Annotated in this window: 21 protein-coding genes; 10 read left to right on the forward strand and 11 right to left on the reverse strand. The window is 67.6% G+C overall.

Annotated features, from left to right (window positions below; translation table 11 throughout):
- The first annotated feature begins 132 nt into the window (after positions 1-132).
- Positions 133-885: a DUF1275 family protein gene (locus A9310_RS05775; protein WP_065629755.1), complete on the forward strand. Its 753-nt coding sequence runs from the start codon at positions 133-135 to the stop codon at positions 883-885.
- Positions 886-935: 50 nt separating this feature from the next.
- On the opposite strand, the gene A9310_RS05780 is transcribed toward A9310_RS05775, so the two are convergent.
- Complete coding sequence (locus tag A9310_RS05780; protein WP_065629756.1) at positions 936-2,075, reverse strand: nitronate monooxygenase family protein; 1,140 nt, start codon at positions 2,073-2,075, stop codon at positions 936-938.
- Between the two features lie 22 nt (positions 2,076-2,097).
- Positions 2,098-3,723, reverse strand: a complete 1,626-nt coding sequence (locus A9310_RS05785) for an acyl-CoA synthetase (protein WP_065629757.1) — start codon at positions 3,721-3,723, stop codon at positions 2,098-2,100.
- Positions 3,724-3,824: 101 nt separating this feature from the next.
- Between A9310_RS05785 and A9310_RS05790 the strand changes: the two genes are divergently transcribed.
- Positions 3,825-4,646, forward strand: a complete 822-nt coding sequence (locus tag A9310_RS05790) for a crotonase/enoyl-CoA hydratase family protein (RefSeq protein WP_065629758.1) — start codon at positions 3,825-3,827, stop codon at positions 4,644-4,646.
- 47 nt (positions 4,647-4,693) lie between these two features.
- Here A9310_RS05790 and A9310_RS05795 read toward each other — a convergent pair whose 3' ends face one another.
- Positions 4,694-5,323 carry a PAS and ANTAR domain-containing protein gene (locus A9310_RS05795; protein WP_254661184.1) on the reverse strand — a complete coding sequence of 210 codons (630 nt, stop codon included), beginning with the start codon at positions 5,321-5,323 and terminating at the stop codon, positions 4,694-4,696.
- Between the two features lie 235 nt (positions 5,324-5,558).
- The gene (locus tag A9310_RS05800) at positions 5,559-6,596 is read right to left on the reverse strand and encodes an LLM class F420-dependent oxidoreductase (protein ID WP_065629760.1); all 1,038 of its coding nucleotides are present in this window, start codon (positions 6,594-6,596) and stop codon (positions 5,559-5,561) included.
- A gap of 91 nt (positions 6,597-6,687) precedes the next feature.
- On the opposite strand from A9310_RS05800, the gene A9310_RS05805 reads away from it, so the two are divergent.
- The 3 genes from A9310_RS05805 to A9310_RS05815 are packed head-to-tail and all read left to right on the forward strand — an operon-like array spanning position 6,688 to position 9,947.
- On the forward strand, positions 6,688-7,719 hold the full coding sequence (locus tag A9310_RS05805; protein ID WP_065629794.1) for an OB-fold nucleic acid binding domain-containing protein: 1,032 nt from the start codon (positions 6,688-6,690) through the stop codon (positions 7,717-7,719).
- Positions 7,719-8,762, forward strand: coding sequence for a thiolase domain-containing protein (locus tag A9310_RS05810; RefSeq protein WP_058253562.1), 1,044 nt, complete (start codon positions 7,719-7,721; stop codon positions 8,760-8,762). Before A9310_RS05805 ends, A9310_RS05810 begins: the two co-directional genes overlap by 1 nt.
- A gap of 6 nt (positions 8,763-8,768) precedes the next feature.
- Entirely contained in the window at positions 8,769-9,947 is a 1,179-nt protein-coding gene (locus tag A9310_RS05815) for a thiolase domain-containing protein (RefSeq protein ID WP_058253563.1), read from the forward strand.
- A 43-nt stretch (positions 9,948-9,990) separates the two neighbouring features.
- On the opposite strand, the gene A9310_RS05820 is transcribed toward A9310_RS05815, so the two are convergent.
- The 5 genes from A9310_RS05820 to A9310_RS05840 all read right to left on the reverse strand — a co-directional run bounded on the left by A9310_RS05820 (position 9,991) and on the right by A9310_RS05840 (position 13,596).
- Entirely contained in the window at positions 9,991-10,539 is a 549-nt protein-coding gene (locus A9310_RS05820) for a carboxymuconolactone decarboxylase family protein (protein ID WP_058253564.1), read from the reverse strand.
- A complete protein-coding gene (locus A9310_RS05825; protein WP_058253565.1) occupies positions 10,536-11,150 on the reverse strand; it encodes a hypothetical protein in 615 nt (204 codons plus the stop codon). Before A9310_RS05825 ends, A9310_RS05820 begins: the two co-directional genes overlap by 4 nt.
- Positions 11,147-11,626: an RNA polymerase sigma factor gene (locus A9310_RS05830; protein WP_065629761.1), complete on the reverse strand. Its 480-nt coding sequence runs from the start codon at positions 11,624-11,626 to the stop codon at positions 11,147-11,149. The genes A9310_RS05825 and A9310_RS05830 overlap by 4 nt, the downstream gene beginning before the upstream one ends.
- Before the next feature lie 201 nt (positions 11,627-11,827).
- Positions 11,828-12,280, reverse strand: a complete 453-nt coding sequence (locus A9310_RS05835) for a nuclear transport factor 2 family protein (RefSeq protein ID WP_065629762.1) — start codon at positions 12,278-12,280, stop codon at positions 11,828-11,830.
- Positions 12,277-13,596 carry a cytochrome P450 gene (locus A9310_RS05840; RefSeq protein ID WP_058253568.1) on the reverse strand — a complete coding sequence of 440 codons (1,320 nt, stop codon included), beginning with the start codon at positions 13,594-13,596 and terminating at the stop codon, positions 12,277-12,279. The genes A9310_RS05835 and A9310_RS05840 overlap by 4 nt, the downstream gene beginning before the upstream one ends.
- Before the next feature lie 336 nt (positions 13,597-13,932).
- Here A9310_RS05840 and A9310_RS05845 point away from each other — a divergent pair, with 336 nt between their 5' ends.
- Complete coding sequence (locus A9310_RS05845) at positions 13,933-15,096, forward strand: steroid 3-ketoacyl-CoA thiolase (RefSeq protein WP_065629795.1); 1,164 nt, start codon at positions 13,933-13,935, stop codon at positions 15,094-15,096.
- Complete coding sequence (locus tag A9310_RS05850) at positions 15,096-15,587, forward strand: nitroreductase family deazaflavin-dependent oxidoreductase (RefSeq protein WP_058253570.1); 492 nt, start codon at positions 15,096-15,098, stop codon at positions 15,585-15,587. The genes A9310_RS05845 and A9310_RS05850 overlap by 1 nt, the downstream gene beginning before the upstream one ends.
- A 232-nt stretch (positions 15,588-15,819) precedes the next feature.
- Here the strand turns inward: A9310_RS05850 and A9310_RS05855 are convergent, their stop codons facing one another.
- Positions 15,820-16,443 carry a TIGR03086 family metal-binding protein gene (locus A9310_RS05855; protein ID WP_065629763.1) on the reverse strand — a complete coding sequence of 208 codons (624 nt, stop codon included), beginning with the start codon at positions 16,441-16,443 and terminating at the stop codon, positions 15,820-15,822.
- Positions 16,444-16,537: 94 nt separating this feature from the next.
- On the opposite strand from A9310_RS05855, the gene A9310_RS05860 reads away from it, so the two are divergent.
- Positions 16,538-17,494, forward strand: coding sequence for a YafY family protein (locus A9310_RS05860; RefSeq protein WP_065629764.1), 957 nt, complete (start codon positions 16,538-16,540; stop codon positions 17,492-17,494).
- Between the two features lie 77 nt (positions 17,495-17,571).
- Complete coding sequence (locus A9310_RS05865) at positions 17,572-18,690, forward strand: DUF5685 family protein (RefSeq protein ID WP_065629765.1); 1,119 nt, start codon at positions 17,572-17,574, stop codon at positions 18,688-18,690.
- A gap of 143 nt (positions 18,691-18,833) precedes the next feature.
- Here A9310_RS05865 and fadD8 read toward each other — a convergent pair whose 3' ends face one another.
- On the reverse strand, positions 18,834-20,480 hold the full coding sequence (gene fadD8 / locus A9310_RS05870) for a fatty-acid--CoA ligase FadD8 (RefSeq protein WP_065629766.1): 1,647 nt from the start codon (positions 20,478-20,480) through the stop codon (positions 18,834-18,836).
- A 156-nt stretch (positions 20,481-20,636) separates the two neighbouring features.
- Here fadD8 and A9310_RS05875 point away from each other — a divergent pair, with 156 nt between their 5' ends.
- Entirely contained in the window at positions 20,637-21,293 is a 657-nt protein-coding gene (locus A9310_RS05875; RefSeq protein ID WP_065629767.1) for a GNAT family N-acetyltransferase, read from the forward strand.
- The last annotated feature ends 2 nt before the right edge of the window (positions 21,294-21,295 follow it).

The following is a 21,295-nucleotide window of genomic DNA, read 5'->3' on the forward strand; positions in this document are numbered from 1 at the left end:
TGCTCTGGGAGATAGGGAACCGCTCAATTCGGGCTTCCCCGACGGGACAGACCGCCGATGCCGCCGGGACGCACTCCCCCGTTCGAAAGCCGATCACGACCACAGCCCTATCGACAGGACTGGAGCCGACCGATGACCGTAGCCGAACGCACCGCACCCGAATCCGACTCCCGCAGACAGTCAACCCGAACGGAGCTGCTGGGCCCCTTCCACGACGGGCGAGAAATGATTCTCGCCGCCGTCCTCGCCGCGTTGGCCGGGGCCACCGGCGCGGCGGCGTGGCTGTACTCCTCCGGGTGGTACGTGACCTTCATGACGGGCAACAGCGAGCGACTGGTGCTCGAACACGTCAAGGGGGCCCACCAGCTCGGCTTCACCGCTCTGCTGACCGTGGTGGTGTTCGTTCTCGGCGTGTTCGTGGCCACCCTGGCCAGGATGTACGTTTGGCGCAAAGCCCGGCACGGGGCGACGATGCTGACCGCGGGCTCGACGATCGCCGCGTGGCTCATCGACATCAACCTCGAAAACGGCAACCGAGAATTCGGCGCCGGCCCGGTGCTCTGCCTGGCCTTCGGTCTCGGCGCACTCAACACCTCGATCAGCCGCAAGGGCGAGGTCGTCATGCCTCTGTCCTACGTGACCGGCACCCTGGTGAAAATTGGCCAGGGCGCCGGGTTGCACGTGTCCGGCGCCAAGCGATGGGGATGGGTCGCTCACCTGAGCACCTACGCGGGATTCCTCGCCGGTGCAGGATTCGGCGGCCTGCTGTTCAACGCCTTCGACGAACGGAACTCGCTACTGACCCTGGCCGTGGTCGCGGTGGTCGCCGCGGCGATCACCTGGCGTCTGGATCATCCCAAGTTCTTGCGTGCCGACGTCCGCTGACATGAGTGGCCGCGTCGTCGGCCGGTCGCGTCGACTGCTGGGCAGGCCGGTCAGCCGCCCAGCGTCTTGTTCATCCGGCCGACGGCCTCCTCGTACTCGCTGACGAGGTCGGCGATGAGGTCGGCGACGGGCGTGATCGCGTTGCAGCGTCCGACGATCTGACCGGCCGGCATCGCGACGACATCGGGATTGTCGGCCTGTGAGATCCGTGCGTGCGCCTCGGCGACGAGCAGGTTCTGCAGCGGCATCGGCAACGGTTCGGGCGCGGACTCGGCGTCCCAGGCATCGGTCCAGGCCGTCTTCAGCAGTCGCGCAGGCTTTCCCGAGTAGATGCGGCGGCGCACGGTGTCCCGCGACGTCGCCTTCAGCAGTGCCTGCTGGACAGTCGACGGCTTGTCGGAACCCTCCGGCACGCCGAGCTTGTACTCCGCCGCCGTCAGCCAGTACGTGCCCATCCACACGCCCTGCGCACCGAGCGCGATCGCCGCGGCGATCTGGCGGCCACTGCCCACGCCACCGGCCGCGAGGACCGGCGCGGTGTCACCGACCGCGTCGACGAGATCCGGCCACAGGATCATCGAGGTGACCTCACCGGTGTGCCCGCCGCCCTCGTAGCCCTGGGCGATGACGATGTCGACGCCCACCTCGACGTGATGCAGCGCATGCTCTTTCGCGCCCGCGAGCGCGGCGACCAGGACGCCGTTGTCGTGCGCGGTCTGGATGACGTCGGCCGGCGGCGAGCCGAGTGCGTTGGCGATCAGCTTGATCTGTCCGTACTTACGACGATGCTCCATCGCGACGTCGACATGCGAGCGCGCGACCGAGTGCAACCAGCCGAGCACCCCGGCGTCGACCCGGTCTCCACCCGGGAGCGGGGGCACACCCAGATCGTCGAGCGTGCGTTCGACGAACGCGCGGTGCTCCGGCGGGATCATCGAGTCGAGGTCCATCTTCGAGCCCTCGGTCGGGATCTTGGCGGGCATCACCACATCGACGCCGAACGGTTTGCCGTCGGTGTTCTCGTGCATCCACTCCAGGACTTCGTCGAGCTCCTCGGCCTCGTTGAAGCGGACACAACCCAGGACACCGAGGCCACCGGCCCGACTGATCGCCGCCGCCACGTCCTGGCTGGGGGTGAATCCGAAGATCGGATACTCGATGCCGAACTTCTCGACCAGTTCAGTACGCATGTTTCAGCTCCCTTTCGGCGCTCTACTGCGCCTCGTCGGCGGGACGTTCGGTGGTGACCGACGCTCCCCATCGATAGTCGGGTTTGCCTGCGGGAGAACGCTTGATCTCGTCCACGAACCACACGCTGCGCGGACACTTGTAGCCCGCCAACTCTTTTCGGACAACGTCGTTGAGACTCGTGAGCGACGGGCGCGCACCGTCCCGAGTCGCGATGACTGCCGCGACGCGCTGACCCCACCGGTCATCGGCCACACCCACCACGACGGTGTCGAACACGTCCGGGTGGGCCTTGAGCGCCCCCTCCACCTCCTCGGGGAAGACCTTCTCGCCGCCGGTGTTGATCGACACCGACCCACGGCCGAGCATGGTGATCGTGCCATCGGCCTCGAGGACGGCGTTGTCGCCGGGCAGCGAGTAGCGCACGCCGTCGAAGACCTTAAACGTCTTCGCCGACTTCTCCGGGTCGTTGTGGTAGCGCAGCGGTACGTGGCCGGATCGCGCCAGCACACCGACCTCGCCGCTGCCCGGCTCGACCGGCGTACCGTCCTCCCGCAAGACGTGGGTCTCCTTGTCCGCCTTCACCCGCGGACCGCCGGTGTGCGGCGTGTCCTTCGCGACGACGCCCATCCCGCCGAAGCCGGTCTCCGACGATCCGATCGCGTCGATGATGACCGAATTCGGGAACCGGTCGAGGAACTGTTCCTTGACGCTCGGTGAGAACAGGCAGGCCGACGACGCGATCGACAGCACGCTCGACAGGTCACGGTCCCCACCGCTCTCCAGCGCCTCGATCATGGGGCGCCCCATCGCATCTCCGGTGATGAACACGACGTTGACCTTGTGTCGTTCGACGATGTCCCACGCCGACGATCCGCTGAACTCGGGGTACACCACCGCTTTTCCGCCGGCGAAGAGGGACTGGAAGATCGCCCACTGCGAGCCGCCGTGAATGAACGGCGGAATCGGGTACCGGACGAGCTGTCCGCCCTCGGCACCGGTCTTGGCAAGATGCCACTCGTCGGGTACGGGTTCGCTGGTGTACCAGTCGATTCCACCACCGAGGACGCGCCACACGTCTTCCTGCCGCCACACCACGCCCTTCGGCTTCCCGGTGGTACCGCCGGTGTAGAGCATGTACAGGTCGTCGTCGCTGCGTTCCTCGAAGTCGCGTTCGGTCGACGACGCCGCGATCGCCTCCTCGAAACGGATCGCATCGCTGTGGCCCGCGCAGCACAGGTCCTCGTCCGACCCGTCCTCGATGACGACGCGGTACTCGAGATCGGGCGCTTTCGGCAACGTGTTGCACACGCGACCGGCGAAGCTCCGCTCGTGGATCAGCACCTTCATCCCGGAGTCGGTGAAGATGTGTTCCAACTCGGCTTCGACGTAGCGGTAGTTGACGTTGACCATCACCGCGCGAGCCTTGAAGATGGCGACCATCGCCTCGACCGACTCGATGGTGTTCCTGCTGTACAGACCCACTCGGTCGCCCGGTTGTACGCCCAGTTCCCGGAGTTTGTGGGCGAGGGCGTTGGCACGCGCCTCCAGGTCGGCGTAGGAGCGCAAGCGGTCGCCCGACTCGAGCGCGACGCGCTCGGGAACAAGGTCGACGGCATGCTCGATGAGGTCGGCGATTGTGTAGGCCATGGTTCAAAATTAGAACGTGTTATCGTTCTGGGCAAGCGGCAATACGCGCCCGCCACCATCACCTGATCACCACCCGAGCACAGCGACACCGGAGTGCAGCGATGACCACAGCAACCCCCGCCGAGTCCGTCACCGAAAAGGCACCCGAGTGCCTCGTCGAGAAGCGCGGGCACATCCTGATCGTGACGATGAACCGACCGGAGGCGCGCAATGCGCTGTCGACGGAGATGATGCGGATCATGACCGAGGCGTGGGACCAGGTCGATGCCGATCCCGACATCCGGGTGGCCATCCTCACCGGCGCCGGCGGGTACTTCTGCGCGGGCGCCGACCTGAAGAGCATGAACAAGAACGCTCCCGGCGACACCGTCGACTCCGGTGCGTGGAATCCGGCCTCGTTGCCGGCCCTGCTGAAGGGACGCCGTCTCACCAAGCCGCTCATCGCCGCAGTGGAGGGACCCGCCATCGCCGGCGGTACCGAGATCCTGCAGGGCACCGACATCCGGGTCGCCGGCGAGAGCGCGAAGTTCGGTGTCTCCGAGGCCCGTTGGGGCCTGTACCCGATGGGTGGCAGCGCGGTTCGCCTCGTCCGGCAGATCCCGTACACCGTGGCGTGCGACATCCTGCTGACCGGCCGCCACATCACCGCGCGCGAGGCGCTCGAATACGGACTGATCGGCCATGTCGTCGACGACGGGACCGCTCTCGACAAGGCACTCGAACTCGCCGGGAAAATCGCGGCCAACGGTCCGCTCGCGGTGCAGGGCATCCTCAAGACCATCCGCGACACCGAGGGCCTACACGAACTCGACGCCTTCGAGATCGATGCGAAGATCGGCATCTCGGTCTTCAAGTCGAAGGATGCGAAGGTCGGACCCCGCGCGTTCGCGGAGAAGCGCACGCCGGAGTTCACCGGGAAGTAGCGGCACCGGGCGGTCGCGCCGCGCAGCGACTTCCGCGACGCCCCCGGTCAGCGGACGGCGTCCGACGTATCCTCCGACGACCTGCGCGGGCTCAGCACGATCTCGTCGAGGCGCCGGCGGTGATGCTCTTCGATGGTCATGCCCGCCTGGATCTCGTCGACGAGGGCTGCGGCGACGTCGCGGATCTTCACGTTCTCCTGCTGTGAGCGCCACCGGAGCACGTCGAACGCCCGGTCGGCGTTGACTCCGTAGACCAGCATGAGCATGCCCTTCGCCTGCTCGATCACGCCGCTGCTGTCGCGGAAGGCTCGTACCTGGTCGTCGACCCGCCGTTGGACCACGGCCATCTCGGCGTCGGTCAGGTCGAGGTAGAAGCCCTCGGTGCCGATGGCTCGCCCGGTGGCGTCGGTGATGGAATGCGCGATGACCGCGACCGGTCGGACCCGCCCGGACGTGTCGACGATGCGGTGCCGACTCGAGAACGGCGCGTGATTGGTGAGCATCTCGGCCAGCACGGCGTCGAAGTGGGCTCGATCGTCGGGGTGCTTGTGGCGGCGCATGAGTTCGGTGGTCGGTTCGACCTCCCCCGGCGCATAACCGTGCAGGGCGGCGACCTCATCGGACCATTCCCACTTCTCGCCCTCGTAGAAGAAGCGGAAGTCGCCGATACGTTGCATGCCCGACGGCATCCGGCCGGACCGGCCGGTCTGCCGACCCGCCGGGAGGCCATCCCGTCCGTGGTCGGCGTCTCCGCAACGGGGCCGTGATCACTTGGCTGCACGCGAGAAATTCTATGTTCGATCGGCATGCACGGCCGCAGGTTCTGCAGTTAGGAAGTCGTCGACGACGGTCGCACGCGGCGGATCACCGATACCGTGTCCCGTCGGGCACACGCCGACACCGGGTGCGTCGTCACACCAACGTCGCGAGTTCCCGGATCGTCTCGGTGTCGCGGGCGGTGACCATGAGCATGGTGACGCCGGCCGCCTCCCACTCCTTGATCTGAGAGCGCACCTCGTCGGCGGTGCCGACGAGCATCGTCTCGCGGACCATCTCGTCGGGCACCGCGGCCATCGCCTCGGCCTTCTTGCCGCTGAGGAACAGGCTCACGATCTCGTCGACGGCGTCGGCGTAACCCATCCGCTTGTACAGCTCGGCATGGAAGTTCTTCTCCTTGGCGCCCATTCCGCCGACGTAGAGCGCCGTCGACGGCCGGTAGCGATCGATGGCCGCGGACACATCGTCGGTAATGACGACCTGAACCGTCGCGGCCACCTCGAAGTCGTCCCGGGAACGCCGTGCCCCCGGCCGGGCGAACCCCTCGTCGAGCCACGAGTTGTACTGGTCGGCGAGGCCCAGGCTGAAGAAGATGGCGAGCCAACCGTCGGCGATCTCGGCGGTCTGCGCGACGTTCTTCGGCCCTTCCGCGCCGAGCCAGATCGGCACGTCGGCGCGCAGCGGATGCGTGATCGGCTTGAGCGGTTTGCCGAGCCCGGTCGCCCCGGGCGCGTCGGCCGGATACGGCAGCGGATAGTGCGGACCCGAGCTGGTCACCTTGTCCTCCCGGGCGAGCACGTCCCGGACGACACGGACGTACTCGCGCGTGCGCGCCAACGGTTTTGCGAACGGTTCGCCGTACCAGCCCTCCACCACCTGCGGGCCCGACACCCCGAGCCCGACGATGTGTCGGCCGCCGGAGAGATGGTCGAGGGTCAGCGCGTGCATGGCGAGGGAGGTCGGCGGCCGCGCCGACAGCTGGGCCACCGCCGTGCCCAGACGGATGCGCGAGGTCGCCGCGCCCCACCAGGCGAGCGGCGTGTACGCGTCGGAGCCCCACGACTCGGCGGTGAAGACCGCGTCGAACCCGCATTCCTCCGCGGTGGCGATCAACTCCGGCGCTTCTCGAATCGGATCGGCACCCCAGTACCCCAGTTGCAGACCGAGCTTCACAACCACTCCCCTTCTCGCCGGGCCGCGCTTCCCACGGCCTGACATGCATCTTGTGCCCAATACTAGAACGTGTTCTACTCGAGATGTGAGCATGAGCGTAACGTCTCCGGCCGCCCCGAATCCCGTCGCCGAGGTGCCCGAGCCGAAGTCCCCCATCCTGACCGCTCCCCTGACCAACTCCTTCGACTACACACGGTCGCTGGGCCCGGTCCTGAGCCAGTTCGCGCTCGCGTTGCGCGATGGCCGGATCATCGGGTCCAAGGGCAGTGACGGCAAGGTGTCGGTTCCCCCGGTCGAGTTCGACCCCGTCACCGGCACCCAGTCCACCGAGTTCGTCGAGGTGTCGACCGTCGGCACGGTGACCACGTGGACGTGGAACCCCGAGCCGGTGCCGGGCCAACCGTTGGACACGCCGTTCGCGTGGGCGCTGATCCGTCTCGACGGCGCGGACACCACACTGCTGCACGCGGTTTCGGCCGACTCGCCCGACGACCTGTCGACCGGCCTGCGGGTCCACGCCGTCTTCGGCGCCGCGCGCATCGGCCGGATCGACGACATCGCGTACTTCGCCCCCGGCGAGAAACCCGCCACCGCTCCGGCCAACACCGCCGACGCCCCCCAGGGCGCGGAGGCGGGGCTGCTCGTCATCCCCACCCCGGTCAGCACCGCGATCACGCACTCGGCCAACGAGGAAGAGTCCGTGTACCTCGAAGGACTGAAGGCGGGCAAGCTGATCGGCACCCGCATCGGTTCGGGAGTCGATGCCGGGCGCGTGTACTTCCCGCCCCGCGGCGTCAGCCCCGCCGACGGTTCACCCGCATCCGAGCGCGTCGAGTTGGCCCACACCGGCATCGTCACCACGTTCTGCATCGTCAACGTGCCCTTCCAGGGACAGCGGATCAAGCCGCCCTACGTGGCGGCCTACGTGCTCCTCGACGGGGCGAACATCCCGTTCCTGCACCTGATCCTGGACTGCGAGGCCTCTGAGGTCCGGATGGGCATGCGCGTCAAGGCCGTCTGGCTCCCCGAGGACGAATGGGAGTACTCGATCGGCAACATCAGCCACTTCGCGCCCACCGGAGAGCCCGACGCCGAGTACGAGACCTATAAGGACCACCTCTGATGACACTGCCACCGATCGCGATCATCGGCTTCGCGCACAGCCCGAACATCGCCGGCTCCCACGGCACCACCAACGGCGTCGAGATGCTGATCCCCTGCTTCGACAAGCTCTATGCCGAACTCGGCATCGCCCGCACCGACATCGAGTTCTGGTGCAGCGGTTCCTCCGATTACCTTGCCGGACGGGCCTTCTCGTTCATCTCCGCAATCGACTCGATCGGTGCGATGCCGCCGATCAACGAGTCCCACGTCGAGATGGACGGCGCCTGGGCGCTGTACGAGGCGTGGGTGAAGATCGCGACGGGCGAGGTCGATCTCGCCCTCGCCTACGGATTCGGCAAGGCCACCGCGGGCAACGCCGACCAGACGCTCACCCTGCAGACCGATCCGTACACCGTCGCCCCGCTGCATCCGGATGCCCGGTCGCTCGGCGCCCTGCAGGCTCGCGCCGGCCTCGACGCGGGCGTGTGGACCGAGGCCGACATGGCCGCGGTCGGTGCGCGGACCTTCGGCGGTTCCGTCGACGAGCTGCTCGGTCGTGAGTACGTCGCGAACCCGCTGCGACAGCACGACATCGCGCCGTACACCGATGCCGCCGCAGCGGTCGTCATCGCCAGCGAGCGCAAGGCCCGCGAGCTGGTGGCCAACCCTGCCTTCGTCACCGGGTGGGATCACCGCATCGACACACCCAACTTCGGGGCACGCGATCTCACCGTCTCACCGTCGACGAAGCTGGCCGGCGACACCGCCTTCGGCGACCGCAGCCGCGCGGTCGACGTCGCCGAGATCAACGCGTCGTACACGCACCAGGAGATCATCGTCCGCAACGCGCTCGGACTCCCCGACTCGGTGCGCATCAATCCGTCCGGCGGTTCGCTGGCCGGCAACTCGCTGTTCTCCGCAGGTCTCCAGCGGATCGGGTACGCGGCCAACGAGATCCTCGGCGGCAACGCCGGCACCGCGGTCGCCCACGCCTCGAGCGGCCCGCTGCTGCAACAGAACATGGTGGTCACCCTGAGTGCCCAGAACAACGAGGGGGCCTGAGAACTGATGGGACACAACAATCGTGCCGCGGTGCTGGGCACCGGGCAGACACGGTACGTCGCGAAGCGGTCCGACGTCACGATGGCGGGCATGGTCCGCGAGGCCATCGACGCCGCGCTGATCGACTCCAAGGTCTCGCTCGACGACATCGACGCGATCGTCATCGGCAAGGCCCCGGACCTCTTCGAGGGGTCGATGATGCCGGAGCTCGCGATGGCCGAGGCCATCGGCGCTGTCGGCAAACGCCTCATCCGCGTACACACCGCGGGTTCGGTCGGCGGTTCGACGGCCAATGTGGCCGCGTCGCTGGTCTTCGCGGGCGTGCACAAGCGGGTCCTGGCCGTCGCCTGGGAGAAGCAGTCCGAGTCCAACGCGATGTGGGCGCTGTCGATCCCGGTGCCGTTCACCAAGCCGGTGGGCGCCGGCGCGGGTGGCTTCTTCGCCCCGCACGTGCGCGCCTACATCCGGCAGTCCGGCGCGCCCGAGCACATCGGGGCGATGGTCGCCGCCAAGGATCGCCGTAACGGCGCGCTGAATCCGCTTGCGCACCTGCACCAACCGGATCAGACGGTCGAGAAGGTCATGAGCTCGCAGATGCTTTGGGACCCGATCCGTTACGACGAGACCTGCCCGTCGTCGGACGGGGCCTGCGCGGTCGTCATCGGCAGCGAGGATGTCGCCGATGCCGCGATCGCCGCAGGCGATCCGGTGGCGTGGATCCATGCCACCGCGATGCGCACCGAGCCGCTGTCCTACGCGCACCGCAACGTCGTCAGCCCGCAGGCCGGTCGCGATGCCGCGGCCGCGTTGTGGAAGGCCGGCGGCATCAGCAACCCGCTGGAGGAGATCGACGCCGCCGAGATCTACGTGCCCTTCTCCTGGTTCGAGCCGATGTGGCTGGAGAACCTGGGATTCGTGGCCGAGGGCGAGGGGTGGAAACTCACCGAATCCGGCGACACCGAGATCGGCGGGCGCATCCCGCTCAACGCGTCCGGCGGTGTGTTGTCGTCGAACCCGATCGGGGCGTCGGGCATGATCCGGTTCGCCGAGGCCGCCATCCAGGTCATGGGCAAAGCCGGAGACCACCAGGTCCCGGACGCCCGGAAGGCACTGGGCCACGCCTATGGCGGTGGCTCGCAGTACTTCTCGATGTGGCTCGTCGGCGCCGACAAGCCCCTGCACTGAGCGGAACTTCGTGGCATTCATGCGCCATATGTGCGCATGAATGCTACGAAGTGCGTTCGGGGACAGCGCAGGCGAGGCCGTCGGCCATTCCCGTGGGTCGCACACCCAGCGACTGGTTGAGACGCGCGCGCTGATTCTCCCAGGCCACGGTCATCGCGAGTTCGACGATCTGGGTCTCCGACAGGTGTTCGGCCAACCGGCGGCGCAGGTCCGCGAGATCGTCGCCGACAGCCGGCGTACGGGTCATCGCCTCGGCGTAGCCGATGACGAGTTTCTCCAGATCGGTGTAGGCCGTCGACTCCTCATAGCGCGGCAGATCGCGGAGTTGCTGCTCGGTGATTCCGGCGCCCGACGCCAGCGCGGAGCCGATGTCGAGGCAGAACTCGCAACTGACCATGCCGGCGGCCTTGAGCTCGGCCAGTTCTTTGAGTTTCGGATCCATCCGGTTGGATAGCAGCATCGCGCTCTCCATCCCGGCGATCCCGCCCGCCACCAGCGGCCGACGAACGAGGTGGCCGACGAGTTCGGTGCGATGACGCCGGGCCCGCCGCATCGCGCGTACATAATTCCGGATTCGATGCAGTGCTCTCATACCCGTCCTTCCCGATCCGGCCGAAAACTGTAACGCCGCCCCAGCGCATATGTGACCAGCAGCACCAGGGCAGCCACACCGACCGCACCGTGGGCGACCGCACCCCAGGCGAAGACGCCGATCTCGTGGAGACCGCGTCCGCCCATCACCAGTCCGAGCGGCACGCCCGCGATGACGGCGACGGGTAGCCACTGGCGACGCGTCGAGGCGACCGCGATCGCCGCGCCGACGGCGATGAACGCCAATCCGCCGTCGACCATCGCGTGCTGGTTGAACGGCTCGCCGAGCGACGCCGAGATCCACTCGCCGGCAATCATGTTCCCGACGCCATGGATGATCAGGATCGCGCCGAGCGCGGCCGCGGCCACCTGCGCCGCCGACCACCGTCTTCTCCGACGACCGGCAGGCGCAGGATGCAGTATCCGGTCGACCGAAACGTAGGTCGACGCGGGCGGGTCGGGCCGCAAGCCACCGGCGAGCAACTCGAGTTCCGGGTCCGGAGCATTCGGGACGTCGCGCCCGTCGAGAACTGCCGATATCGCGTCATCGAGTCGTTCGGCCGCAGCGATGTCCACGGGGTCGAACTGTTCACTCGGATCGTGAGGCGTCACCTCGGCATCACCTCCCTCAACTTCGCCACCCCGCGATAGACGAGCATCCGTGCGGCCGTCGCCGAGATCCCCATCGCCGCGCCGATCTCGTCGGAGGTGAGTTCGGTGGCGAATCGCAGGGTCACGGCTTCCCGCTCGCGCGCCGTCAGAACCCACAACCGGCTGCGCACATCGTCGGCCGCGGCGGCCCGCAGCATCGCGGTCTCGGGATCGCCGTCGTAAACGGACACCCCGGCGTCGCCGGGGTCGACCTCGGCGACCGGCACCTCGCGGGATCGCCGGGCCCACCAGTCCGCGACGACATGCCGCGCGATCCCGATCAGCCAGGCGCCGACGCTGTCGCGCCGGTCGTCGAACCGGTCCCACGAGCGCATCGCCTTCACGAAGACCTCCGCGGTCACGTCGTCGGCGTCGGCGGCCCCGGGCACACGGGTCCGCACGTAGCGCCAGACCCCCGCAACGTGTTCGCGGTACACCGCGTCGAACTGATCGACCGCGCCGGACTCCGAGTCGCTCCCCCTCCGTCGACGACGCCGTGGGGGCGTCGGTGAACCTGTCACCCCATCTTCGGGCCCGGCCGACGCGCTGTAACGACGGATGGGAGAACCCGGCCCACAAACGACCGCGGGCGGGACAGGGTGAGCACCCTGTCCCGCCCGTGGCGGCTCGTGTTGCGACTATCCGGCCTTGCGCACCGAGTTGATCGTCTTTTCGACTTCCCAGAAGGCGCGCAGTGCCGACAGCTTGCCGTCGGCGTCGGCGCGATAGGTGAACACCCCGCGCGCCTCGGAGACATGGCCGGCGATGTGGGTGACGATGCTGCCGATGTAGGCGACCTCGTTCCCGCAGATGATCTCCTCGTCGAAGCGGAACTCGATGCTCTCGGTCGTCCCGATCGATTTGTCCCAGAACTCCGAGATCTGCTCGTGCCCGCGGAATCCGACGCCGTCCGGGTCGAACATCGACGGGCCGACCGGGTCCTCGACCGTGGCGTCTGCCGCGAAGTTGTCGATCCAGGCCTGTTTGTCCCTGGACTCCACGAACTCACGCGAACGACGCCCCGCCACGACTGCGGGATGGTTCTCCCGGTCGATGCCGAGGTAGGCCGGTGTCTGCTCTGCTGCGGTCACTTGGTGCCGTAGTCGACGCGGAGTTCCTTGACGCCGTTGATCCAGCCGTGGCGCAGACGGCGCGGTGCGTCGAGTTTGGTGATGTCGGGCACCATGTCGGCGAGCGCGTTGAACATCAGGTTGATCTCCATCCGCGCGAGGTTCGCACCGACGCAGAAGTGCGCACCGTTGCCGCCGAACCCGACGTGCGGGTTGGGATCGCGCATGATGTTGAACGAGAACGGATCGTCGAAAACGTCCTCGTCGTAGTTCGCCGAACCGTAGAACATGCCGACGCGCTCACCCTTGGCGATGTCGACGCCGCCGATCTGCGTGTCGCGCTTGGCCGTCCGCTGGAAGCAGTTGACCGGGGTCGCCCACCGCACGATCTCGTCGACCGCGGTCGCCGGGCGCTCCTTCTTGAACAGTTCCCACTGATCGGGGTTGTCCAGGAAGGCATTCATCCCGTGGCTGATGGCGTTGCGGGTGGTCTCGTTGCCGGCGACGGTCAGCAGGATGAAGAAGAACCCGAACTCGGTCTCGTCGAGCGACTGCCCGTCGATGTCGGCGTTCACCAGCGTGGTGACGATGTCCTCGCCGGGATTCTTACGCTTCTCCTCGGCCATCGTGTAGCCGTAGCCGAGGATCTCGGCGTTGGCCTGCTGCGGATCCGTCGTGTAATCCGGGTCGTCGGCGTTCATCATCGAGTTCGACCAGTCGAACAGCTTCTCCCGATCCACCTCCGGCACGCCGAGGAGGTCAGCGATGGCCAGCAGCGGCAGGTCGACGGCCACGTCTTTGACGAAGTCACCGCTGCCCTTCTCCGCGGCCTTGGCGACGATGTCGCGGGCGGCGTCGTCGAGCTTCTCCTCGAGTGAATGCACGGCGCGCGGCGTGAACAACTTGGAGACCAGCTTGCGCAGGCGGGTGTGCTCCGGCGGATCGTGGTTGATCAGCAACGCCTTGGTGATCTCGATCTGATCGGCGGTCATGTCGTCTTCGAAACGCATGATGACGCCGTTGGCGTTGGTTTCCCAGTCCTCGTTGTTCTTGGAGATCTCGCGGACATGGGCGTGCTTGGAGATCACCCAGTACCCGCCGTCGTGGAAACCACCGCCCTTGCCGGGCGCCTGGGCATTCCACCAGACCGGCGCGGTCTTGCGCAGTTGCGCGAACTCCTTCACGGGGATTCCCTGCTCGAGCAGATCGGGGTTGGTGAAGTCCCACCCCTCCTGCTCCATGAACGGGCACTTCGCGACTACGTCGGAAGGGCTCGTGCGCGCAGAATCCGCCGGGGTCGGCTCGCTGCCGATCGGGGCGCTCTGGGCCTGGGTCACGTCACACCACCTCGCTGTGAGATTTAGAACCTGTTTCAATCATATTGAAGCACACTGTGACGCATACGACACTCTCAGACGAGAACTTGTTCTAGTTTTGTTCCCGACCCGGTATCCGACCTGCGATCTTCCCTCACAGATTCATTCGCGTTCGTCGCCGTGCAGCGTCGACGCATGGCGTCGAACACCCGTCGAGTGGGCCGCCCTGCCCGCGTCATCCACCCCAGCGTAGACGCAAACATAGAACGTGTTCTAGCGTGATCACAGCGGCCTCGACGGACCGTCGGGCCTCATCCGTGGACATCCGGGTTCACCGGTACGAACGAAGGAGTGGCGATGGGCGTTCCCGTCATCGTAGAAGCGGCGCGCACGCCGATCGGCAAGCGCAACGGTTGGCTCTCGGGCCTGCACGCCGAGGAGTTGCTCGGCATCACCCAACGCGGCCTCCTCGAGAGAGCGGGCCTCGACCCCGCCCTCGTCGAGCAGGCGATCGGCGGCTGCGTGACCCAGGCAGGCGCCCAGGCCGGCAACATCACGCGCAAGGCCTGGCTGTCCGCGGGTCTGCCGGAGGCGACCGGAGCCACCACCATCGACGCGCAGTGCGGTTCGGCGCAGCAGGCCAACCATCTGATCGCCGGGCTCATCGCCTCCGACGCGATCGACATCGGCGTCGCCTGCGGAGTGGAGACGATGTCGGTCGTTCCGCTCGGCGCGAACGTCGGCACCAATGCCGGTCCGTATCACGCGGATTCGTGGGACGTCGACATGCCGAACCAGTTCGAGGCCGCCGAACGGATCGCCAAACGCCGCGGTATCACGCGCGCCGACGTCGACGCGCTCGGCGAGCGCAGTCAACGCAACGCCCGTAAGGCATGGGACGAGGGTCGATTCGACCGCGAGGTCCTGAGCCTCAAGGCGCCCGAGCGCACCAAAGAAGGCGAACTGACCGGGAACATCCTCGACGTCAGCCGTGACCAGGGTCTGCGCGACACCACGCTCGAATCCCTGTCCGCGCTCAAACCCGTTCTCGAGGGCGGTATCCACACCGCTGGAACGTCGTCACAGATCTCCGACGGCGCGGCCGCCGTGCTCATCATGGACGAGTCCCGGGCACGCGAGCTGGGCCTGACACCGCGCGCACGCATCAAGGCGCAGGCGCTCGTCGGCGCGGAGCCGTCCTTCCACCTCGACGGTCCGGTCCAGGCGACCGAGCGCGTCCTGGCCAAGTCGGGAATGTCGTTGTCCGACATCGACATCGTCGAGATCAACGAGGCGTTCGCGTCCGTGGTACTCAGCTGGGCCCAGGTCCACGGCGCCGACCTGGACAAGGTCAACGTGAACGGGGGTGCCATCGCCCTGGGACACCCCGTGGGCAGCACCGGCTCTCGCCTGATCACCACCGCGCTGCACGAACTGGAGCGTCGGGACGGTCAGACCGCGCTGGTCACGATGTGCGCCGGCGGCGCCATGGCCACCGGCACCATCATCGAGCGCATCTGATGCCCGCACTCGACCCGAACAACAAGCCCGCGCAACTGGATTCGCCGATCGTCAGCAAGATCATCAAACTGGGGTCGAAGGCGAACACCGCGCTGTACAAGGCCACCGGTGGTCGTGTCGGGGGCACCTGGCGGGTCGGTGCGGGTCTGCGCAAGCCCGCGCCGGTGTGCTTGCTGACCACCATCGGGCGCAAGTCGGGACAGCCGCGCACCGCGCCGCTTATCTACCTGCGGCGCGGGGACTCCTTCGTCGTGGTCGCCTCCCAGGGCGGCTCGGCGAAGAACCCCGCCTGGTACCTCAATCTCCGGGACAACCCGCAGGTCACCATCCAGATCGGCAAGGAGAAGCACGACCTCGTGGCGCGCACCGCCACCGATGCCGAGCGCGCCGAGCTCTGGCCCGATCTCGTCGACACCTACGCCGACTACGACACCTACGCCGCCTGGACGGAACGAACGATCCCGGTGGTCATCTGCGAGCCGGCCCGCTGATCGCTCAACACCTTCTGCTCTCCCGAGGTGCAACATCCTCCGCTCCCTGAGGTGCGAGGAGCGATAGCGACGAGCCACGAAGGGCGGCAGGGCATCTCACCAGACCCTTCGTGGCTCGCTTCGCTCGCACCTCAGGGAGCAGGGGGCCGTCACGCTCGCAACCTCGGTCGCCAGACCCTTCGTGACGCGACCTCCGCAAGCTCAGGGAGCCACGGGGTTCGCTTCTTTCGGATCACGAAGCCGGGGACCAGCCCGCGGGGTCCCGGCCGGTCCAGTTGGCCAGTCGCTCAGTGGGTCCGGCGCCGGGGCGGGGTTCGACGACGACGCCGAACGGCACGTTGGGGTCGGTGCGGATCTCGGCCGGGATGAACTGCTGCGCGACCGCGAGCGTCGCCTCGGCCGTCGCGGGATCTGCTTCCGCGGGTTGCCCGGTGGCAACGGCGAGGTCCCAGCCGTGCACGAGGGTCTCGCTGACATAGCCCCAGAGCGCTCCCGCGCCGGGTACCTCACCCCACGGCACCTGGACCATGCGGGTCAGCGACGCATCATCGGCCCATCCCTCCAGGGCGGCCTCGACCAGCGCGGAGTAGGTGGCAGCGTCGTGCTGCTCGGCGATCGTCCGCATCGTTCGGACGTCGAGTCCGTCGGCGAGTGCCCGGGCACGCTCGGCGGTCGCCACGACGTGCGCCGAGAGTGTCCGGACGTCTAAGTCCTCGCAGGGAGTGGGCGCTTCCAGTTGATCGTCGGTGATCCCGGTCAGCAGTGCCGTCATCCAAGCAGTTGCCACTCGGAATGCGGGACGGGGGTCGGCGGGTGCGGCCGGGGCGGGCACGGCCTCTGGTGTGGTTGCGGTCATGATGACGTCCTCTCCTTGTCGTTGGTCGGTCTGCCACCAGTGAATCCGCAATACACGACATCTCCTGTCATGTATTCGGGAGAGAATCGCATTCGTGCGCGCCGAACGTCTCATCGCCCTGCTGATGGTGCTGAAGAGGCACGAGCGGGTGACCGCCGCCGAGTTGGCCGCCGAGCTCGGGGTCTCCGAACGAACCGTGCTCCGCGACATCGACGCGCTGTCGCTGTCCGGCGTGCCGGTCTACGCCGAGCGCGGCCGGCACGGCGGCTTCGCGTTGTTACCGGGGTATCGCACCGATCTCACCGGACTGACCGTCGACGAGGCCACGTCGTTGCTCGCCGGTACCGGACGGGTCGACTCCCCCGCGTTCACCAGCGCCATGCGCAAGGTGACCGCCGCCCTGCCCGAGGCGCACCGGAGTCATGCCGTGCGCGCCGCGCAGCGGATCCTGGTCCGTCCGGAGGGTTTCGTCAGAACCCCGGAGATCCTCGACGGCCTCCAGGCCGTACAACTCGCCGTGTTCGAGGGCCGACGGATCCGTGTGAGCTACCGGAGCCGGGGTGCGCCCACCCCGCGCGAGCACGTCCTCGACCCGATCGGACTCATCGTGGCGGGCGAGACCTGGTACCTCGTCGCCACCTCACCGCGCAGCACGTCGCACGACGGCGCCGGCTCGGCGGAACGCATGTACCGCGTCTCCCGGATGAGCGACGTGGACGTCCTCGACGAACCCGCGCGCCGGTCCGATGACGTCGACCTCGGCGAGATCTGGGAGCGGCATCGTGACGCGTTCCGACGCTCCTTCGAACCCGTCGACGTGGTGATCGACTGCTCGGCCGACGATGCCGAGCAGATCGAGTCAATCGCCGCCGCAACATATCTCGACCGCTCACCAGAAGGACGATGTCGGCTCGGACTCCGGTTCGCCGACCGTCGCCACGCCACGCGCGCGTTGTGGGCGTCGATGTTCGACCACGACTTCGTGGTCTGCGAGCCGGAATGGCTCCGAACCACGCTCACGGCCCGCGCCCGCGTTGTCGGCGGCGACTGAGGCGAGCACATCGGGCCGCCTGCACCGAACGAATGAATCCTCTGGCGAGGCCCCCCTGCCTGTGGTCTGATTCTCGAATGTTCGGGGTTCTCACTCCATGTCGGCACGCACTCGACGACGACCTGATGGACCAGTGGCGCTCCCACCTGTGCGGGGTCTGTCTGTCGCTGCGCGACAACCACGGCCAGTCGAGCAGGTTGACGGTCAACACCGATGCGGTGATGGTGTCGATCCTCACCGCAGCCCAGTCGACGTCGGAGTGCGCCTCCACCGAGGCCGGTCGGTGTCCCCTACGCGGAATGCGCACGGCGACAGTCGTGTCCGCCGACGAACCGGGTGTCCGCCTCGCCGCGACCGCCTCCCTCACCCTCGCCGCCGCGAAGGCGGCCGACGTCGGCAACGAGCAGCGACACGCGCTGGCGCCCCGTCGGCCGGTACGCGCGAAGCTCGCCGACTATGCCGGGAGCCACCTGCGCCGGAATGCCGCGGCCGACACCGAGGTCGCCCGACGTCTCGATGTCGACGGGATGATGACGACGCTCTCTCGTCAAGCCGAGATCGAGTCGACGAGCGTCGTCCTCGACGACCTCACCCGGGCGTCGGCAGTGGCTGCGGCACAGGTCTTCTCCGCGTCGGCGATACTCGCCGACGCACCCCGCAACGAGGCAGCGCTCTCCGACATCGGTGCCGATTTCGGCCGGATAGCGCACCTCTTGGACGCGGTCGACGACTATGACTCCGACGCCGAGCAGGGACGGTACAACCCACTCCGGTCCACCGGAACGTCGCTGGAGACCGCGCTCGAGCAGTGCCGGCGACTCGCCTCCGCGATCCGGGCCCGCTACGCCGACCTCGAACTCGTCGACGACCGACTCCTACGGGTGGTGTTGCTCGACGGACTGCGCCACGCGATCCACAAGCGCATGCACCCGCACGCGGAGGCCCCTTCGGTGGTCGCCGACTCGCGCACCCAGTGGCCGCCGCACCGGCCGTTCGGCTATCCGACCGAGTGGCCGTACCCGCCACCCTTCAAACCGAATCGATCGTTCCACGAACGGATTCTGCCGTTCATCGGCGTCTCGTGCTTCGGCAAGGCCTGCTGCGTCGACCACTGGAATCACTTCACCGACAAGTACAAGGACGCGGTCTGCGACGACTGCGACTGCTGCGATTGTTGCGACTGCTGCGACCTGTGACCCGCCCGGGCGGGTCAATTGAGGAGCGAGCAATGCGCTCCCCCTGTGCTCCCTGAGCTGAGGTGCGAGCGAAGCGCCAACGCTCCTCGCACCTCAGGGGGCAATGGTTATGTCGTTCTTTCGGATCAGGGAGCAGAGGGGATCTAGCCGACGCCGCGGTCGGAGTCGGCCCAGTACTGGGACCGCAGCGCCTTCTTGTCCGGCTTGCCGAGCGCGGTCAGTGGCAGGGCATCGGCGAAGATCACCCGCTTGGGTGACTGCACCGCACCCTTGCGGTCTTTCACGGACTGCTGGATCTCGGCGGTGATCCGGTCCTTCGCCGCGTCGTCGGCGTCGGCATCGTTGCGCAGCACCACGATCGCGGTGACCGCCTCGCCCCACTTGTCGTCCGGGACACCGATCACGCCGACCTGACCCACTGCCGGGTGTTCGGCGACGACGTCCTCGACCTCGCGCGGGAACACATTGAAGCCACCGGTGACGATCATGTCCTTGGTGCGGTCGACGATGAACCAGAATCCGTCCTCGTCCTCGCGGGCCACGTCGCCGGTGCGCAGCCAGCCGTCGCGGAAGGTGTCCGCGGTCTGTTCGGGGAGGCCCAGGTACCCGCCGGCGAGAAGTGGTCCCGCGACGCAGATCTCGCCGGGTTCGCCCTGCGGGACGGGCTTGTCGTCGGGCCCGAGCAGGGCGGTACGCAGGAAGGCCGACGGCCGTCCGCAGCTGCTCAGCCGACGCTGGTCCTCACCGGGACCCGGATGGTCACCCTTCGCCAGGTAACTGATGACCATCGGCGCCTCGGACTGGCCGTAGTACTGCGCGAAGATCGGCCCGAAGCGCTCGATCGCCTCGGCGAGCCGGACCGGATTGATCGGCGACGCACCGTAGTACACAGTCTCCAGCGAGGACAGGTCGCGCGTCTTCGAGTCCGGGTGGTCCATCAGTGCGTACAGCATCGACGGCACCAGCATCGTCGCGGTGATCTTCTGCTCCTCGATCGTGCGCAGCACCTCGGCCGGGTCGAACTTGGACAGCACCACCATCGATCCGCCCTTCATGAGGGTCGGGACGAAGAAAGCGGCACCCGCGTGCGAGAGGGGCGTGCAGAGCAGGAACCGCGGGTGTTCGGGCCATTCCCATTCCGCGAGCTGGATCTGCGTCATCGTCGACATCGCGCGGGCTGTCCCGATGACGCCCTTCGGCTTGCCGGTGGTGCCGCCGGTGTAGGTGATGGAGACGACGTGGTCGGGTGAGAGATGCGCGGCGACAAGGGGCTTCGGCTCGAAGCCGTCGGCTTCGGCGATCACGTCCCGCGCGTGGGCGGCGAGTTGCTCCGGCACCGGCCCGAGGGTCAGCACCTGCTTGAGACCGGGAACCCGTTCGAGCAGTGCCGCGGCCCGCTCGACGAACATGGGCACCGGGTCGATGATGAGAGTCGACACGCCGGCGTCCGAGAGCACGTACGCGTGGTCGTCGAGTGAGCCCAGGGGATGCAGAGCGGTGCGGCGCCATCCCTGCGTCTGGCCGGCGCCGATCACGAACAGCACCTCGGGCCGATTCAGCGCGAGCAGGCCGACCGCGGTTCCCGTACCAGCACCCAACCCCTCGAACGCCTGGATGTAGCGGCTGATCGACGCCGCCATCTCACCGCCGGTCATCTCCGTGTCGCCGAGAGACAGCACGGTGCGGTCGGCGTGCCGCCGCAGCGCCGCGACCATCAGGTCGCCCATGTGCGTGCCCCCGCGCAGGTGATCGAAGTCGGCCGGTGCTGTCGTCGTACCCTCGTTCGTCATGACCACCAGACTAGGACGTGTTACAGCTCTAGGGAAGAATCTCCACCAAAACCGCACTATGAGACACGAGAACGTGTTCTAACATTCCCTTGCGGATGCGCCTTCCGCGAATCTGAAGTCCGCCACCGGCGAGGGGTGGTGACCTAGGATCGAACCATGACTGATCTCGACCTCGCCACCACCCGGCGTGACATCGCCGACGCCCTGCTGACCGCCCTCGAGCGCCGCCACGAGGTCCTCGATGCCATCGTCGACGCCGAGAATCACGACGAGGCCGTCACCGCGATCGTCGACCTGCTCGGCAAATCCAAGCTCGGCGCCGAGGCCATCCTCGACATGAAGCTCGACCAGCTCACCAAGGACGACCGCCGCAAGAACCAGGCCGAACTCGACAACCTCAACAGCGCCCTCACCTTCACGCTCGCCGAACGTCCGGCCAGCAGTGGGGACACCCTTGATCTCCGTCCGTTCGACCCGTCCGCCGACGCCGAACTGTTCTCGGCGCGCACCAACGAGATCGGCACCGCCGGCGACGGTTCGGGCGCTCCCGCCGGCGATGTCGCGGCCGAGATCGATGCCGCCACCGCCCGGGTCGACGCCGAGGAAGCCGTCTGGCTGGTCGCCGTCGAAGGCGAGTCGAAGGTCGGCTTCGTGTTCGGCGAACTGAAGGACGGCGAGATCGACCTGCGCATCTGGATCCACCCGCAGTTCCGCAAGTCGGGGTACGGCACCGCAGCGCTACGCAAGTCCCGTTCGGAGATGGCGGCGTACTTCCCCGGCGTGCCGATGGTCGTCCGCGCGCCCAGCGCCTGACG

The sequence above is a fragment of the Gordonia sp. UCD-TK1 genome (assembly GCF_001691435.1).
GTDB classification, from domain to species: Bacteria; Actinomycetota; Actinomycetes; order Mycobacteriales; family Mycobacteriaceae; genus Gordonia; species Gordonia hongkongensis.